Source organism: Nodosilinea sp. LEGE 07298, from assembly GCF_015207265.1.
GTDB lineage: Bacteria > Cyanobacteriota > Cyanobacteriia > Phormidesmidales > Phormidesmidaceae > Nodosilinea.
Map to the genome: position 1 here is coordinate 1 of NZ_JADEXE010000141.1, position 17,253 is coordinate 17,253.

A 17,253-nucleotide genomic window follows, 5' to 3' on the forward strand; every position below is an offset into this window, starting at 1 on the left:
GCTCCACCCCCCGCGATCACAATCCCCTGGCCCTGGGTGGCCTCCTGCCCGGCGATCATCACCCCATTGGGCACGGTGATGGGGAATCGTTCCCCCGTAGCGGCGCTGTAGGTGCCGGGAGCTAGCTTAATCAGGGTGTTGCCCTGGGCCGCCCCCAACGCCACCGTCAGGGTTTTGTGAGGCATGTGAGGGCGGCCCGAGGGTTCATCTACCCCCCGGCTGGGGTCTACATCTAGGGTTTTAGCAATGGTATCCAACGGAAAAACGCCCTAACGACAGCACAATGACGGCGGTTGGTTCAGAATGTCGCTATGCCAACATACCGTTAGGGACTCGAAAATTAATAAAGTCCCAACGTCATTCCCGCGCAGGCGGAAATCTATTATGGAGTAGCTACTCTAGCTGGTACTTTATTTTGAGGCGCATCCCTTATGCCAGAATATCGTTATGATCTAGCCAAGTTAAAAGGATAGGGCGAAAGTTGTGATTGCGCTTGCCGTTAGCCTAAATTTGGTCGTTGCGCTGTTTTGCTTTTACGTAGCCTGGCGGCTATGGCGGTTGAGCAAAACTCTAGGGGCCGCTGCCGATGCCCTGGTCAACTGGGATCGCAAAGCCCATAAGATTCTCGATCCGGCAGTTATTCCCCCCGCGATTTTGCGCGGCCAGTCGGGAACAGCCTACCTGCGGCAGAGCTATAGCCTGCTCCAGTTCCAGCTGCTGCGACTAGAGCAGGTGATGGGAATCGTGAACCTTTTGCCCATGGCCAATCGCTGGATCAGAGTACGGGGGCGTCGTCCCAATCCTAAGATTAAAATGGCTCTGTCTAAAAGACGATAGGATTCCCCTGGCCCTCACCAGTACAATGGTTGAGGTCGTTGCTGGCTTGGTAATGGACGGGGCAAAGATTTGGCTACCCATAGGACAAAAACACCATGAGCGACAAGCAATCGGGAGGGTTCGTTGGCGGACTGATGCTAGGGGCCGCTATGGGTGCTGTAGCAGGCCTGCTGGTGGCCCCCCGCACCGGGCGCGAAACCCGTCGCATTCTGAAAAAGTCTGCTGATGCCCTGCCTGAGCTGGTGGAAGATCTTTCAACCTCGGTACACCTACAGGCCAATCGCCTCTCAGAGACGGCCCTAGTCAACTGGGAACACACCCTTACCCGTCTGCGGGAGGCGATCGCGGCTGGGCAAGAGGCCAGCCGTCAGGAGTATGACCAGCTGAGCCAGGCCGCGCCCGTGGTGACGAATGGGTCTACTCAGGAGTAACTCTAGGAGTAGGCGCACCAGGAATAGGAGCATCTGTTTTGGCTGACCCGCTGTTTTGGCTAGCCCTATCGTTTTTGCTAGTCGTCATTAGCTTGACGGCGGTGCTGATGGTGGCCATACCCGCCATGCGCGAACTGGGTCGAGCCGCCCGCAGTGCCGAGAAGTTTTTCGATACGCTGGGTCGTGAGCTACCCCCCACTCTGGAGGCCATTCGCCTCACTGGGCTAGAAATTACCGAGCTGACTGACGATGTTACCGAAGGCGTTCAGAGTGCTGGGCAGGTGGTGCAGCAGGTAAACAAGAGCATTACCACCGCCCAGACCGGGGCCAAGCGCTTGAATACGGGCACCAAGAGCCTATTGACTGGGGCTAAAGCGGCCTGGCGAGTCTTGACTAATGATGCGCCATCGCCGCGATCGCAAAACAAGCGAGCTAACCGCGAAAGTCCTGCTCTCTCTCAACCTCAATCCTCAGCCTCCCCAGCCCCAGAGCGCCGCCGTTCTCAGCTAGAGGCTGCTCCAGACGATGCTTTGACCCCGCTCGACTCGGGTGCTGACGGTAGCGAACAGACCCGCGATCGCGCCCTTCCCGGCAGTGGCTCGGTCCCTCAGCTAGACGAAACCTCCCGCCGTACTGCGCCCGAACCCCGCCCGGAAGCACTCCCAGCTGATTACGGTGACCCGGAAGCCACCGATGCACCGTCCCGGCGATGGCCCCAAGAGGTGAGCCGCCAGGCCAATCTTGATTAAATTTGAGCTCAGTTGAGCAGTCGGGCCAGTAGCTTCACTTCAAACACCTGCTCAAAGTAGTCTTTTTTGTAGTTCAGGTTCCACAGTTCTGAGGCGCAGTCGTCGTCGGAGTAGGCGGCTTTTACCTCCATATTGAGCAGGTGGGCATCGGCGTCAAAGTGGCAGTGAATGCGCTTGACCGCGCCAATACCCCGGCGATCGAGGGCAACCGCCAGCCGCAGCAGAGCGCTGAGGTGGGTAACCATTTGGCGGTGGTAGCGGGTGGGCAGATTGCGGTAGTTGTCGTGTTTTTTCTTTGGGGCGCTTTTGCGGTGGTAGCGGGCGATGTTGGCGATCACTTCTAGCTCGGTTTCGGTATAGCCCAGCAGCTCGCCGTGGCGAATCAGATAGTAGGAATGCTTGTGGTGCGATGAGTGGCTGATAAAGTGACCGCAATTGTGCAGAATGGCGGCGGACCAAAGCAGCTCTTTTTCTAAATTGCCCCAGGTGTGCAGACTGCCCCGAGTCTGCTCAAACAAATCCATGGCGAACTGGGCCACCCGCTCGGAGCGATCGAGGTGCACCTTGTATTTTTTAGCGGTTTTGAGAATGTTGCGCTGCCGCACCGACTTTTGAAACTGCATTCGGTCTTCGATTAGACCGTGGGTGAGCATCCAGTCGACCACCACCCCTTCCCGCAGGGCGCGCTCGCAGATGGTAATGCGATCGGCGTTCAGCAGCCTCATGGTCTCTTGCAAAATCACCGCCCCCGCCACAATAATCTCGGCCCGCCGCGACGACATTTCTGGCATAGCCAGCCGCTCGGCGCAGGTGGCCTGGCGCAGAGTTTTGACCAGGTGCGAGACTTCTTCGTAGGTGATCTGAAAGCCGTTGAGGGGGTCGGGCACCAGACCGAGACGCTCGCTGGCAATCAGGCCAGCTAAGCACTCAATTGTGCCCGACGTGCCCATCAGCTGGATCGGTTCTTCCGGCTGGAGGTGAGATTTAAGCCTGGTGGTGTTGGGCTCGATCATGCCCCGCACGTAGGCTTGTAGGGTGCTGAACTCAGGATCTGAAATCGGGTCGGTGGAAATAAACTGAGCGGTCAGCCGCACCGCCCCTACCTTGGTGCTGCTGAGAAAACGGTGGGGTTCGCCCGTGCCCAAAATCAGCTCGGTAGAGCCGCCGCCAATGTCGATAATAGCGTGGGGTTCGCCGTTGAACTCCACGCCCGAGAGCACGCCCAGATAGATACGGCGGGCTTCTTCTGTGCCCGAGATCAGGTTGATGGCGAGGCCGACTTCGGCGTAAACCCGTTCAATAAACGCTGGGCCATTACTGGCTTCCCGCACGGCGCTGGTGGCCACGGCAACAATGTCTTCGGCTTTGAGGCTCGTGGCGATCGCACAGCACCGTTTTAGCGCCTTAACCGCTCGCTCCATGGCCGCTTCCGACAGCCCGCCAGTTGACTCGTTAAAGTCGCCCAGGCGCACCGTCTCCTTTTCGCGATCGACAATGGTGAAGGCGGGCAGGTCGGGCTGAATTTTGACCACCACCATGTGAATCGAGTTAGTGCCCACATCAATGGCCGCGAGGATGCGATCGCCGGTGATTTCTGGCGGGGCAAAGTTGGCAAAGTCTGTCATTACGGAGCTCGACTCGCGAATCGAGGTAGTACCTGTCATAGTGCGCCCATGCTGCTTTGTCTCAGATCTTACCTGCCTGGTTGCACCCCATCAGGACGGCGGAAAAACTTTACTCAGGGTTTAATTAAGTCGATGGGGGCTGTATGGGGGCTGTGTCGATGGGTAGGGGGAAGTGAGGGATGAGTTGCAACCGTTGAGTCCTTCATCGTTAAACTCAGGGGAACAAACACCACAATGGGGAGATCATGACCGCTGACTACGATGGGGTGATTCTGGGCGGCACGGTGCAGGGGCGCGAAGCGGCGGCTCTGGCGGCGCGCGAGGGGGCGCGGGTCGCTCTGGTCGAGCCACTGGGGTCGGTAGATAGACGCATTCGTCGTCAGATCGTGCTTACTGCGCTGGCGTCAGCATCCCCAGGGGCTGACTGGCATCGCTTGCAGCATCAGGTCAGAGCGCTAGAAGCGGTGGCCTACCCCCACTTGAGTCTCGATCGCCTGGCGACTAGTGGCGTAGATGTGGTGCTGGAGCCGGGTCAGTTTAGCCCTCGTCCCCAGCTGGCGGTGACGACCCTGACCCGACGGCTGAGGTCGCGCGGCTACCTGCTAGCCCCCGGTACCGACGTCACCATACCCGACATTCCTGGTTTGGCAGAGGCTCCCTATGTCACGCTAGATACCCTGCTAGACCTGGAGGCGCTGCCGGAAACCGCGATTGTTTTGGGGCGCAGTGGGGCCGCGATCGCACTGGCTCAAGCTCTCGCTCGGCTCGGCACCCACACGACTCTAGTCAGTCGGGGGAGCACCCTTCTTCCTACCGAAGATGCTGATCTGTCGGCTTTTATTGCGGTCCTGCTGGAAGCTGCGGGGGTAACTCTTAGGTTAGAAACTCAGCTAGACGCCATTCACCACAAAAACGACGTCGAACTCTTGTTCACCGATGGCAGTGCGATCGCCGCCCAGACCTTGCTGATTGCCACCTCTGCCCATCCTCTTCTGAACAGCCTCAATTTAGGCAGCATTGGCATTCGGCCCCGCACCACCCACGGCATTACCACGGCCCTGCCCGTAGACGATCGCCTTGCGACCGCCCACTCCCGCGTCTTTGCCTGCGGCCCGGCGATCGGTGGCCACTGGGCTGAAACCATTGATCATCAAGACGTCGCGATCGCCCTGCGCAATATCCTTTACCTACCGTGGCGCAAGCTGCCCCTGCGGAATCGTCCGGCCCTGCTGCACACCACGCCGGAGTACGCTCGCCTGGGCTTGACCGCCACCCAGGCCCACCGCTGGTACGGTAGCGAGGCCAGGGTGTTACAAGTGCCCTTTGGCCAACTTCTCAAAGCTCACCATGGCAACGATGTCACTGGCTTTTGCCGCTGGGTGGTGCGTGCCAATGGGCAGATTGTGGGCGCTCAGATTTGCGGCCCCGGTGCCAGCGAACTCATCCACACCCTGGCATTGGCCATACAGCAGGGCATTCCTCTGCACCAGCTTGAGCGCCTGCCGACGCTACCCCACAGCCTGGCGGCTATTTTGCCTCTGATGGTAAGCACCTGGCAGCAGCAGCGCTGGCAACCCGGCACCTGGCGGCGCGACTGGGCCGAGAACTGGTTTAACTGGCGGCGATCGCGGTAGGGGCAAATGCCATTTGCCCCACCAGGGCCACTAGCGCAGGCTTTCGCAGGCAACCCCGTCATCGTCGCCGTCGAGTCGGTGGGGGTCGCCAGGAAAAGCTTCTAATACAGCCTGAGCCTGTTCCCAAGTGGCGAAGTCACCACAGTCGCAGTCACCGGAAGTGCAGGCGGGTAGGCTGCTTGAAGCCGCCGTGGGCGGTGGGGTAGCGGGCGATGGCGCTACAGTCGGTGGTTGAGACCCGGAGGACTCTGACGCTGCCGCGCCCCGCCGAAAGTCCCAGGGCATGGTGGGGTTGGGCTGATTCCAGAAATTCAGGCGGGCGGCGCGGGCGGCGGCTTCGGCCTGGCGGTAGTCGCTGGCGGTAGCGGCGCAGCCGTCTAGGTATTGCGAGTACACAACGGCGTAGCCTTCGCGCACCAGCTGTAGGCCCACCGACTGGCCACCGCTATAAATTTCGGCCACGGTGCGATCGTAGCGATCGCGCTCAATCGCCCGCACCTCCACGGGTTGCCCAGTCGAGAGCAGCTGCCGCAGCCGTAGCGAGGCTTCTGCGCCAAAAGGCTGCCTGGTTTCAGGCGCGTCAATGCAGGCGACGCGAATCGTCACTGGGCCACTTTGCCCCTGCACCCGCAGCGTATCGCCGTCGCCCACCGAGAGCACGGTGGCGGTGGGTAAAGTTTTAGCGGCGGCAGCCTGGGCAGCGTAGGCCAAGTTTGCTTCGTACTCCTGGCGCTTTTGCTGGGCGGTAGCAAAGCGATCGCTGTCGCCGGGAATGGCGCTCAGGTGGGCGATCGCCTGTTGCCACTGTTCCTCCACCTGTTGCCAATCGCTGGCTGATTCAGCGGTTTGGGTGGCTACTGCAGCGGCCATTCCCAGCTCTAGAGCCTGACTGTAGCGCTGTTGCCACTGCGCTTCCTGGTTAGCTTCTTGAGGCGGTGAAATGCTTTGCCGATCGGCCTCAGCCACCGTACCGATCTGTGGATTGGTCTTTTGAAACAGATTGTCTACTGCCCCCAAATTGGGCAATGCCGAGCATCCCGCCATCCACAGCAGCAGTCCCAGTGCCGGTATTTTTACGATCAGAGGCGCTAAATAATGTCGCTTACAGGGTTGAGACATAGTCGAGGGCCGGTCAATTACTCATCTTACAAAATGTCACCCTGTATACCAAGGATACTCGGCCCAAGTACCAATAGGGCGATCGATTCGCAGCATTGCGCTTAGTCGCGCTGGCTAGTAAAGCTGATCAGCAGTTGGGAAGAGGTTAATAGGAAAAAATTGCGCTAGCTTAGCCGCAAGAAGTTTAATGCTGAGGTTGACACCACAATGCAGGGTATTCGCTTGATCTCGGCTGCAATGGGTCACCTCGATGACTTCAACGGCGCAGTTAAACAAAAGATTTCTGATCTGCTGGGGTTCGAAGAAGACCCGATGTGTGTCATGTCTTACCGGGGCTATGGTACTCCCGAGTGCCTGCATTTAAAGGGACGGGTGCTGCAGGATCAGGGCATTAAACTACGGGAAGAAGACGCCTCGGTCTGGAAAAATATTCGCAATATGTATCGCCGCTTTGAGTCAGACGAAGTTGCCGGTGCGCGCGTGCGCGCCTACTTTGGTGCAGCCCAGCAAGAGGTTGTAACTGACGAGGAAGGGTATTTTAACGTCGAATTTAAACTGTCTGATCAGCTTGATGATGCGGTTCAGACAGGAGGTCAGCTCTGGCAGCCAATCACCTTAGAATTACTCGAACCCCTGCCGCAGCATTCTGAACCTGTCAAAGTAGATAGTGAAATTATGGTGGTATCAGAACGCGCCCAGTTTGGCGTGATTAGTGATATTGATGACACGATCATGCACACGGCGGCCACCGATTTGCTCAAAATGATTCGCATTGCTTACCTTGGCAACGAACGTACTCGTCGTCCATTTGCGGGGGTAGCCAAGTTTTACCACGCCTTACAGCAGGGACAGGCCGGTAAGGAATCGACCGAAGACGACAACAAAAACCCAATTTTTTATGTATCCAGCAGTGCCTGGAACATGTATGACCTGTTTGAGAAATTTATGGATTTTAACCACATTCCCTGTGGCTCGATTTTGCTGAGAGATATTGAATTGTCGCCCGCCAACCTGCTGTCTTTTGACCACGAAAGCCACAAAATAGAGCAAATTGCGCCAATTTTGGACGATCTTTCTCACCTCCCTTTTATTTTGATTGGCGACAGCGGCCAAAAAGATCCGTGGATCTATCAGCAGCTGCTTAACGATTATCCCGATCGCATTCTGGCTATTTATATTCGTAACGTCACGCCTAAGGATGCTAAACGTCAGCACGACTTAGCGGCGATCGCTGAGCAAGTCAAAGCGGCAGGCTGTGAATTTGTTGTATTTCCCGAAACCCAGGTGGCCATGGAGCACGCGATCGCCCAGGGCTGGATTAGCGATTGAGGCATTGATTGAGCCGTTGTAGACCATTGCATTTTTATCCCACCTGTCTGGGTGCGCCCCATTGGCAAAGGGGGTACGAACGGCCCCAAAACTACCAATTGCTCGCGGTATATTGGGACGATTTAGTAAACCGGGCCATGCTGGAGAGCATTATTTTAATTTTGCTGGTGGGCTTTTTTGCCGGGCAGGTGGCAGAGCGGCTTAGGGCTCCGGCGCTGGTGGGTATGCTGCTAGCAGGCATAGCCCTGGGGCCTCAGGGGCAAAACTGGCTCAGCCCAGGCACACTCGCCGCCGCTGATGGCCTTCGCACCATAGCGGTGATGGTGATTTTGATGAAGGCAGGGCTGGGCCTCGATCGCGAAAAAATGTTACAGCAGGGCAGTGTAGCGCTGCGGCTGGGGTTTTTGCCTGCGACCTGTGAGGCGATCGCTGTGGCTCTGGCGGCCGTGTGGCTGCTTAAGTTTGACCTGGCGACCGGGCTGCTGCTGGGTTGTGTGGTCGGGGCCGAGTCACCCGCCGTGATTGTACCGGCTATGCTGCGGCTCAAAAGCCTGGGCTGGGGCGTAGCCAAAGGCATCCCCGACGCGATTTTGACCGGCAGTGCTCTGTCGGATGTGCTGCTGCTGCTGGTGTTTAGCCTGCTACTGGCTTTCTTGAACCAGGAGTCGGCTGGAAGCTTCACTTTGGGGGCCGTGACGCTTAGCCCGTTACTACTGCTGCCCTTTCAAATTGGGATTCAAATTATTTTGGGTGTGGCTCTGGGCTGGCTGCTGGCGCGGCTGCTAGTGCAGCTGCTGGCCCGCCAAAACTGGACTCAAAATGCTGTGCAAGACGCTTTGGTAGTGGCCAGTTTGGCGCTTGGGCTAGTGGTGCTGGCCCAGGCGGTGCCGGTATTTTCGGGCTATTTGGCGGTGATGGCCACCGGCTTTTTTTTGATTGAGCTAAATGCTCCTCTGGCCCGCCGACTGCGGGGCGGATTTGATGGGCTGTGGGTGGTGGCGCAGATTGTGTTGTTTGTGCTGCTGGGGGCCAGTATTCAGCTCCAGGTTTTGGGCCATACGGTGGTGGTCGGGCTGCTGATTTTGGCGGCTGGCACTCTGGTGGGGCGGGGCTTGGGCTGGTACCTCTCGACCATGGGCAGCAACTGGACCTGGTCTGAGCGGCTGTTTTTACTGCCGGGCAACTCGGCTAAAGCAACTGTGCAGGCGGCGATCGGGGCCATTCCCCTGGCCCAGGGCATTGCTGGGGGAGAGCAGATACTGGCGATCGCGGCCCTCTCTATTCTCGTCACCGCACCCTTGGGGGCTTGGGCAATCCCCACTTTTGCCCCGCTTTTGCTAGAGCGGGGTGAAGTAGACCCCACCAGGGTGACGGTGGCTCACCGCACTGTGCTGCTGGCCGCAGTAGATACCTCGCCCGTAGCCACCCTAGTGCTGGCGAAGGCGGCAGAACTAGCTCGCCGCAGCGATGGTGAGGTGATTGTGCTGCATGTCGTGCAGCTAGACGATCCTCAAGGACTCGCCCATCTACGAACGTTGACCCGGCAGCGTTTGGTTGATATTCGCCACCAGCTGGAGATTAGGACTGGGGTAGTGTCAGAGCTAATTGTGACGATCGCTCAAGACTACGCGGTGACGGAAATTATCTTGGGCAAACGGAGCAGCAATGCTCTGGAGGAAACATTGCTGGGTTCGGTGTCGCGTACGGTGCTAGAAACCAGTCCGCTGCCGGTGCTGGTGGTCGGTGGCCAAACCCTACTTTAGCGCTGTTGTGGTCATACGAGACATCTAGCTAACCTAAGCCAGGAGCCTGCTAGGGTGAGACCAATTCAGTCGAACAGCGCGATCGCTAGCTTGACTCCTACTTCTAAAACCGCATAGCTGGAATATTCAACTATTCCAACCGTTTAGCCCCTTAGCGATTGCCCATAGCTATCTAGCTTGCGCAATCTATTGCCAAGACTCTCCTAGGCTTAACCGATTTCTAGAAAATAGTTTCCCGAATGGTGGGCGGTGCCCACCCTACAGTTACTAAAACTCACTCCAGCTTAGGTCGTAGCTTGATCATAGAGTTGGCGACCAGCATTCAGCTCAGGCGAAATTTCTTCGCGGCTGTCAATGAACGTATATTGTTCGTTGAAAGTCCCCTCGGGGCGTTCACCGATAATAAAGTGGCGCACTGGCATATCCGGCGCATTTAGCACAACGCGATCGGAAACTCGCACAGCGGCTGCGGGGGCGCTGGCATCTACTTCATCGAGCTGAGACACAACCCAAAGTTCGTTGTTGACGGCATAAATCCCCTGTATGGTCAGGTCATAACCGGCTGAAGGCACTTCAATTTCTGGGGTAATGGTGCGCTCAATTCGATCTGCACCGGGCAAATCAACGTCAATGTAGGGAACCTGGACAGATTCCTCTTCCTGAACCACCACTACTCTAGGGACTGTGACGGTTCGTTCTGTAACCCCGACGTTAACATCGGGTCCCTGAATATCATATTCAGGTAAATTGCCGGGTTCTACTTCAACATCTACATTCGGCAAACTGCCGGTTTCTTCTTGCTCCACACGGCAAGCTCCCAATGGCATCACCATCAGCAGCATAAAGAGCGGAATCATTTGTTTGGGACGAGGTGTGCGTAATTTCATTAGGCCTCTTTTAGAACTACAGTAAACAGTAAGATTTTTCGATTATTCAGAAAAAGTTTTCACGTCTGCTTGAAAAACATCCTCAAAATGCCAACGACTCAACCTACCGTGAAGGAGACTTCAGAAAAGCTATGGAGTGAGTATGGATGAAGTCTTAAGACTAGTTTTGGGCGTTTAAGTTGGGTCGTTTGCGATCAGTAGGACAACGCGAAAGCAATTACATTATCGTCAACTGCCTTTGAATTGACATCTGCCATTCGCCAGGGATGATAAGTAAGATGTTCTCTTCCAAAGGGTAGGCAGGGTTAAGCTACAGGCTGAGCTTAGATTGATTCTAAACATAGGCAAACAGTACTTTTTTGCTTTGGCCAGCGTCAGCAAGCATTGGCAATGCTGCCAGTGCTTTACGAAAACCTGCTCAAACCACGCTACTCAAATCGATTGCTTGTGGCGTTCCAAATCAGTAACGTATATCCCTCAGCCCGATGCACTAGCAGCCCCATAGGGCCGCCCAGGGTGGGATTAGTCAGAGCCACCACCGTTTGAGGGTTAAACAAATCGTTGTAAATTACCTGATTGCTTGAGGTCACAATCACGGTTTTAGGGAATGACTGGTCTACCGGCACCTGCCACTGGGCTAGCTGGGCTTGGGCGGCTTCACTCCAGGTCAGCACTCGCTCGGGCTGGCCATTGCCAGTCAGGTCAAGACTGTGCTGAGCCAAGTTGGTTAGCGTTCCCGCAAGCTCCGTCGGGAGCGGCTGGTTGCCAAAGAGAGCCGCTCCCACAGGGGTCAAAATGGCTTGGGCATCAGGTCGCTGCCGCTGGCTGGCGTCGAGCCACGTTAGCGCTCCTTGGGAGAATACCAGCGGCGGCAGCGCTGATGTGGTTACGGTTGGGCCAGTGGCTAGCAAGGTGGGAATGCCGTCGGTTAGCCTTAGCCCCCGAATGGTGAGGGGGGCGGGTATACCGGTGGTGGGCGTGACCCAGCGCAGAACCTGCGGCGCGGCCTGGGCGGCAGGCTGTACTACAGGCCACAGGGCTGCTGGAGTGACCTCCGAGGATACCGAAAGGCTGCTCTGCTGCCAGGTTTGATTTTGCTGAGCGGCCCGTAGCTCAACGGCATACCACTGACCCAGGGAAGGATCGAGGGTTTGGCCCGGTGCAGCGTACCCGGCCTGGGGAGCAGGAATAGGCCTGGCCTCACCAATGATGACCTCCAGCGGAGCGATCGCGATCGCCCCGGTTCCTGTAGTTTGAGCAGGCGCGATCGCCTCCTGGTTCGTAGCACTATTCTTTTCGCTGGCCCTGGCGCTGGCGCTGGTTTGACTCTGGGAGCTAGCCAGCGCTATTAGCATTCGATTGAGTCGCTGGCGGGTGGCGGCGGGCACCGGCTGACGCGTCAGCCAGTCCTGGGTCGCTCCATCCAGGCTAGTGGGCTGGTTTTGTTGAGCCTTCAGGGCTAGGCCGCCCCATACGTACACCGCCGGTTCTGGGGCGGGCCGCGCCGCCGCCGCGCTAATTCGGTTCCACATGCGGCCCCGATCGGTTGCCAAGCGATTGATCAAGGTCGGCAGCAGGTCGGGGTTGGCCTCGACTTGAGTAAGGGCGGCCTCCCAGCGGCCATCAATCAGCAGAGCCATCACCTGCTGGGTTGGCGTTGACCAATCTTGATTGGCCTGCTGTTGGGTGATGGCGGCATGGCGCTCAGCCAGCCTGAGCTGAGCCTCTGCGGCGGGAGTCCAGCCCTCGGCCAAAGCGGCTTTGAGATCGGTCAGGGAGGTCGCAGCTAGGCTCCAAAGACCGCTTCGGGCCAGGCGCAGCGCCTGCTGGTAGGCACTGGCCTGAGCGCCAGCATTTCCAGGCACGCGCACCCACGACACCGTCTGTAGTCGCGGCGTATCGCCCGCGATCACCTGCCATCCCTGCAGAGCAGGCTCGAGTCCTATGGTTTCGTCAATAACCAAATCGCTGGGGCCATCCCCGTCTAGGTCGGCCCACTGCGGCGGGCGGTTGGTGGGGCTGCTCCAGGGTTTGAGCAATTCTAACCGCTGATTTTGAGGGTCGTAGTGGACAAGGTGGCCGTAGCGCAGGGTAAGGCCCTGCTGCTGCCAGGTACCTGCCAGGGTGAGCCAGACGCCGTCGGTGGCAACCGGCGGAGCGGGCAGCGTGACCACTTGGTTAAAGGTGAAGCTAGATGGAGCTGCGGTCGGTGCCTGGGAGTTGTTGAGCCAGGGAGCCAGCACCAGGTCTTTTGAGAGCGGCGGAATGGTGAGGGATGCGATCGCGCTCAGTTCGTCATCGCGGCCTGTTCCCTGCAGCAGCGTGAGGGATACAATGGCCTCCGAGTCGGCCTCTAGCACTGGCACCAGCAGGGTGCGGCTATCGTCAGCCTCGGATGTGCCTAGCGGCAACAGTTCGCCCAACCGCTGCTGGGCCGCCAGCGCCTGCTGCCGCAGATCCTCCAGGCTGGTCGCGGGGGGGAGTGCCACCTGCTGCGATCGCTGCAACCGTGCCAGCACCTGGGGTAACGCCGTGGGGTCGAGCATGAGTCGCAGCCCCAGCCGAAAGCTCAGCCCTAGCAGCGCTAGCCCGCCGCCCAAGCTAGCCAGGGCCAGCAGCACTCCCAGCCAGCGCCCCAGCCGCCGAGGGCGTGCGCCCACCCAAACCTGTACAGCACCAGGAGCGTTTGAGTTAGGGGCCTGCGAGCGAAACGAAGAGCGAAGGGGCATAGGTACTGCGCCAGTGTCACCTGCAACTCTATCGTAGGACACGGAATTGCGATCCCCAGGGCGTTGGGTTTTTGGTCGCGATCGCAAACTCCCAGTCAACCTTAGAGCGCACTAGTAGACAGCGGCATAGGTGTGGTGATATTGCCAATCGCGAGGGAGCAGGGGAGCTAGGGAGCCAAGCGAGCCGGAATAGTGGACAATAGTGACCCAACTTGCGCCGTTAAGTACCAATCGTTTACCGCTGAGACTAGCCCCTGATACCTTGTAGAGGCCATCCCCGCTCTAAAATATGGGTTTATCCTTTCGCCTTCCCTGCAATGCCTACCGACTATCTCGAACGCATTCTCACCGCCCGAGTTTACGATGTAGCGCAGGAAACGCCTTTGGAGGTGGCCCCTAGCCTGTCGGCCCGCCTGCAAAACCGCCTGCTGCTCAAGCGCGAAGATATGCAGTCGGTGTTTTCCTTTAAGCTGCGGGGGGCCTACAACAAAATGGCCCACCTGTCGCCGGAACAGCTGGCCCAGGGGGTGATTGCCTCGTCGGCGGGCAACCACGCCCAGGGGGTGGCGCTGGGGGCCAAGCAGCTGGGCACCCGCGCCATCATTGTAATGCCCACTACGACGCCCGTGATGAAGGTGAATGCAGTCAAGGCGCGGGGCGGGGAGGTGGTGCTGTTTGGCGAAACCTACGACGATGCCTACGCCCACGCCCGCCAGCTTTCCGATGAAAAAGGCCTGACCTTTGTGCATCCCTTCGATGACCCCGATGTGATCGCGGGCCAGGGCACTATTGGCATGGAAATTTTGCGGCAGCACCCCCAGCCCATTCACGCAATTTTTGTAGCGATTGGCGGCGGTGGGCTAATTTCGGGCATTGCCGCCTACGTTAAGCGGCTGCGGCCTGAGATCAAAATTATTGGCGTGGAGCCGATCGAGGCCGATGCTATGGCGCGATCGCTGAAAGCTGGAGAGCGGGTGCGGCTGAGCCAGGTGGGGCTGTTTGCCGACGGTGTGGCCGTGCGCCAGGTGGGCGAAGAAACCTTTCGCCTCTGCCAGCAGTACGTAGACGACATTATTTTGGTGAATACCGACGACATTTGCGCCGCCATTAAAGATGTGTTTGAGGATACGCGATCGATTTTGGAACCGGCCGGGGCGCTGGCGATCGCCGGGGCCAAAGCCTATGTCGAGCGCGAGGGCATCACCGACCAAACCCTGGTAGCCGTCGCCTGCGGGGCCAACATGAACTTCGACCGCCTGCGGTTTGTGGCCGAGCGAGCCGAAATTGGCGAACATCGGGAGGCTATTTTTGCCGTCACTATCCCCGAAACGCCGGGCAGCCTGAAGGCGTTTTGCGAATGCATCGGTACCCGCAACTTGACGGAGTTTAACTACCGCATTGCCGATAACCACGAGGCCCATATTTTTGTTGGACTGGAAGTGCAGGGCCGCGCCGATGCCGAGAACATGGCGCGGGTATTTGAAGCTAAGGGCTTAAAGACGCTGGACCTGACCGACGATGAACTCTCTAAAATGCACCTGCGCCACATGGTCGGCGGGAAGTCGCCCCTGGCTCACGACGAGTTGCTCTACCGCTTCGAGTTTCCCGAACGCCCCGGCGCACTGATGAAGTTCGTTAACGCTATGAGCCCCGACTGGAACATCAGCCTGTTCCACTACCGCAACAATGGATCTGACTATGGCCGCATTGTCACCGGCATTCAGGTACCGCCGCATGAGATGGAGCAGTGGCAGGGTTTTCTCGACACCCTCGGCTACCACTACTGGGATGAGAACCAAAACCCGGCCTACAAGCTATTTTTGGGCTAGCCCCCGATTTGCGACATGGTGCGACCGTAGGCTCCAGTGGTGCCCGACTGGCGCATTTTGTAGTTGATGTCAGGCTTGGCAGCCAGCAATTCCGCTACCTGGTGCTTCAGTTCTGCGGTCGGGACACCCTGGCGCAGGGAAGTTTTGAGGTCGATCTGGCCGGTTTCGTTGAGTAGGCAGGGGCGCAGCCAGCCGTCCGCCGACAGGCGCATGCGGTTGCAGCGATCGCAGAAGCACTCCGACATCTGGCTAATAAACCCCACCGTGCCCTTTGCGCCCGGAATTCGGAACACATCCGCTGGGCCGTGGCCCAGCACATCGCCGTCGGTTAGGCCCCAGCGCTGCCGAATGCGATCGCGCAGCGTTGCCGAATCTACCCAGCCCTTTTCGGCAAACAGGCTGTCGTTGCCGATCGGCATAAACTCAATAAAGCGTACGTGCCACTGGCGATCGAGGGTGAGCGCCGCCAAATCGAGCACTTCGTGGTCGTTAACGCCGGGAATTACCACCACGTTGAGCTTTAGCGGCGAGAACCCGACCCGGTGCGCCGCTTGAATCCCTTCCCAGACCTGAGGCCAGCGCGATTTTCCCCGACCACCGACAATCTGATCAAAAATGACGGGATCGAGCGAATCGAGGCTGATATTGATGCGCCGCAGCCCAGCATCCCAGAGATCTTGGGCCAGACCCTGGAGCAAAAAGGCGTTGGTAGTGAGGGCTAGATCCGTTGTGCCCGGTAGTGCGGCAATGTCGCGCACGATATCTACAATCCCTGGCCGCACTAGCGGCTCGCCCCCAGTCAGCCGAAAGTTGGAGAACCCCAGGGGCATAAACACCTCCTGCAACAGCTGTGTTAGCTCCGCGCGAGTCAGCCATTCACCTTGGGGTAGGTACTGCAAGTCGGCCCCCTCCGGCATGCAGTACTGGCACTGAAAGTTACAGCGATCGACAAGACTGATGCGGAGATAGTCAATGGTTGGCATAGGGAAGCAGTCCCAGGGGTGGCGTTCCTCAGATTATGACACCCTCACCCAAAACCTATGGGTTACCTGGCGTAGGCTAGTACTCTTCGGCGCAAGTTTAGATACTATTCTCCGGGGGCTAGGGAGCAGGGGGGCTAGGGAGCCAAGCAATTCGGAATAGTGAGCATATTTCAGCCGTCGAGTCCTAGGACTCGTACCGGGTAAGGGCTCACCTAGGCTGAGGGCGGCAAACTATCTGGCGCTCCCCCTGGACCGGCTAAGCGATTTTTCATCGCGGCCAGTTCACTATCGACCGTAGTTGAGCCGCCTTCTAACGCCGCAAACTGGCGCTCCAGAGGGTCGCCGCTGAGTTCTTCGAGGGCTTCGGCCTTAGACTCCATCTCCATTACCCGCTGTTCCATTTGCTCAAAAGCGGCGATCGAGCCACCAGTACCCGTTTGCCCCAGCATTTCCTGAATGCGCTGGGAGGCTTCAGCGGAGCGGGCACGGGCAATGTAGAGGTCTTTTTTGGTGCGGGCGTCGGCAATTTTGGCCTCTAGCCGCCGCATGTTGTCTTTGAGGCTAGTCACCACACCGCGCTGCTGATCGAGCTGGGCATCCATGGCCTGGGCCGATTCTAAATAGGTCTGGCGACGGGTAAGGGCCTGGCGGGCCAGGTCTTCTTCGCCCTTTTGAATGGCGAGTTCGGCGCGGTTGTACCATTCCTGGGCGGTAGATTTGGCCTGAGCACTCTGGCGCTCGGTGCGTTTTTGGGTGGCGATCGCCTGAGCCACCGCCTGGCGCAGCTGAATCAGATTGGCCTGCATATCGGCCATCGCTTGCTCCAGCACCTTTTCGGGATCTTCGGCCTGGCTGACGGCACTCGTGAGATTAGCCCGCAATACTCGCCATACCCGATCAAACAGCCCCATGATCGTTCTCCAACGAGGGTGATCTGCTACAGCATAACAGGCGGGTTCACGCGCCTGTAGGAACGTAGTGTGTGGCGTGAACCATCCCTACAGCACCGCGATGCACTCAATCTCTACGTCAACATCTTTGGGCAGGCGCGACACCTCGACGCAGGCCCGAGCCGGGGCGTGGTCGCCCCCAAAGTACTTGGCATAGACCTCGTTGACGGTAGCAAAGTCGTTCATGTCTTTGAGAAACACCGAGGTTTTAACGACATTGTCGAGGTCAGCCCCGGCGGCGATCAGAATGGCCTTCAGGTTGGCGATCACCTGCTCGGTTTGGGCCACCACATCTCCCTCGCCAACTAGTGTGCTAGTGCTGGGGTCGAGGGCGATTTGACCTGAGACAAAGAGCATTTGCCCGCTCACGGCCACCGCCTGGTTGTAG

Annotated in this window: 15 protein-coding genes; 7 read left to right on the plus strand and 8 right to left on the minus strand. The window is 58.2% G+C overall.

The annotated features are described in order from the left end of the window. Positions 1-257: DUF1565 domain-containing protein (locus IQ273_RS18630; RefSeq protein WP_194024666.1), on the minus strand; the 257-nt coding region annotated here is incomplete at its 3' end. Between the two features lie 226 nt (positions 258-483). Between IQ273_RS18630 and IQ273_RS18635 the strand changes: the two genes are divergently transcribed. The 3 genes from IQ273_RS18635 (at position 484) to IQ273_RS35395 (ending at position 2,017) form a co-directional block, all read left to right on the plus strand. After that, positions 484-837 (plus strand): hypothetical protein, encoded by a 354-nt coding sequence (locus tag IQ273_RS18635; RefSeq protein WP_194024667.1) that lies wholly within the window; start codon positions 484-486, stop codon positions 835-837. Between the two features lie 95 nt (positions 838-932). Next, positions 933-1,268 (plus strand): YtxH domain-containing protein, encoded by a 336-nt coding sequence (locus IQ273_RS18640; protein ID WP_194024668.1) that lies wholly within the window; start codon positions 933-935, stop codon positions 1,266-1,268. A 38-nt stretch (positions 1,269-1,306) separates the two neighbouring features. Continuing rightward, on the plus strand, positions 1,307-2,017 hold the full coding sequence (locus IQ273_RS35395; RefSeq protein WP_194024669.1) for a DUF948 domain-containing protein: 711 nt from the start codon (positions 1,307-1,309) through the stop codon (positions 2,015-2,017). A gap of 8 nt (positions 2,018-2,025) precedes the next feature. On the opposite strand, the gene IQ273_RS18650 is transcribed toward IQ273_RS35395, so the two are convergent. Beyond that, on the minus strand, positions 2,026-3,681 hold the full coding sequence (locus tag IQ273_RS18650; protein ID WP_228053354.1) for a Ppx/GppA phosphatase family protein: 1,656 nt from the start codon (positions 3,679-3,681) through the stop codon (positions 2,026-2,028). Between the two features lie 206 nt (positions 3,682-3,887). On the opposite strand from IQ273_RS18650, the gene IQ273_RS18655 reads away from it, so the two are divergent. Further along, entirely contained in the window at positions 3,888-5,276 is a 1,389-nt protein-coding gene (locus IQ273_RS18655; protein WP_194024670.1) for an FAD-dependent oxidoreductase, read from the plus strand. A gap of 30 nt (positions 5,277-5,306) precedes the next feature. Here IQ273_RS18655 and IQ273_RS18660 read toward each other — a convergent pair whose 3' ends face one another. Then, complete coding sequence (locus IQ273_RS18660) at positions 5,307-6,395, minus strand: thermonuclease family protein (RefSeq protein ID WP_228053355.1); 1,089 nt, start codon at positions 6,393-6,395, stop codon at positions 5,307-5,309. Positions 6,396-6,632: 237 nt separating this feature from the next. Between IQ273_RS18660 and IQ273_RS18665 the strand changes: the two genes are divergently transcribed. After that, on the plus strand, positions 6,633-7,724 hold the full coding sequence (locus IQ273_RS18665; protein ID WP_228053358.1) for an App1 family protein: 1,092 nt from the start codon (positions 6,633-6,635) through the stop codon (positions 7,722-7,724). Between the two features lie 137 nt (positions 7,725-7,861). Then, the gene (locus IQ273_RS18670; protein WP_194024679.1) at positions 7,862-9,487 is read left to right on the plus strand and encodes a cation:proton antiporter; all 1,626 of its coding nucleotides are present in this window, start codon (positions 7,862-7,864) and stop codon (positions 9,485-9,487) included. 284 nt (positions 9,488-9,771) lie between these two features. Here the strand turns inward: IQ273_RS18670 and IQ273_RS18675 are convergent, their stop codons facing one another. Next, a complete protein-coding gene (locus IQ273_RS18675) occupies positions 9,772-10,374 on the minus strand; it encodes a hypothetical protein (RefSeq protein WP_228053362.1) in 603 nt (200 codons plus the stop codon). Positions 10,375-10,802: 428 nt separating this feature from the next. Beyond that, on the minus strand, positions 10,803-13,103 hold the full coding sequence (locus IQ273_RS18680) for a hypothetical protein (protein ID WP_194024672.1): 2,301 nt from the start codon (positions 13,101-13,103) through the stop codon (positions 10,803-10,805). A gap of 317 nt (positions 13,104-13,420) precedes the next feature. Between IQ273_RS18680 and ilvA the strand changes: the two genes are divergently transcribed. Continuing rightward, entirely contained in the window at positions 13,421-14,932 is a 1,512-nt protein-coding gene (gene ilvA / locus IQ273_RS18685; RefSeq protein ID WP_194024673.1) for a threonine ammonia-lyase, biosynthetic, read from the plus strand. On the opposite strand, the gene moaA is transcribed toward ilvA, so the two are convergent. The 3 genes from moaA to IQ273_RS18700 form a co-directional block, all read right to left on the minus strand. Beyond that, positions 14,929-15,915: a GTP 3',8-cyclase MoaA gene (gene moaA / locus IQ273_RS18690; protein WP_194024674.1), complete on the minus strand. Its 987-nt coding sequence runs from the start codon at positions 15,913-15,915 to the stop codon at positions 14,929-14,931. The genes ilvA and moaA overlap by 4 nt on opposite strands. A 212-nt stretch (positions 15,916-16,127) precedes the next feature. Further along, on the minus strand, positions 16,128-16,826 hold the full coding sequence (locus IQ273_RS18695; protein WP_194024675.1) for a PspA/IM30 family protein: 699 nt from the start codon (positions 16,824-16,826) through the stop codon (positions 16,128-16,130). Between the two features lie 87 nt (positions 16,827-16,913). Next, on the minus strand, positions 16,914-17,253 hold a 340-nt coding region (locus IQ273_RS18700; RefSeq protein WP_194024676.1), incomplete at its 5' end, for a Rid family detoxifying hydrolase.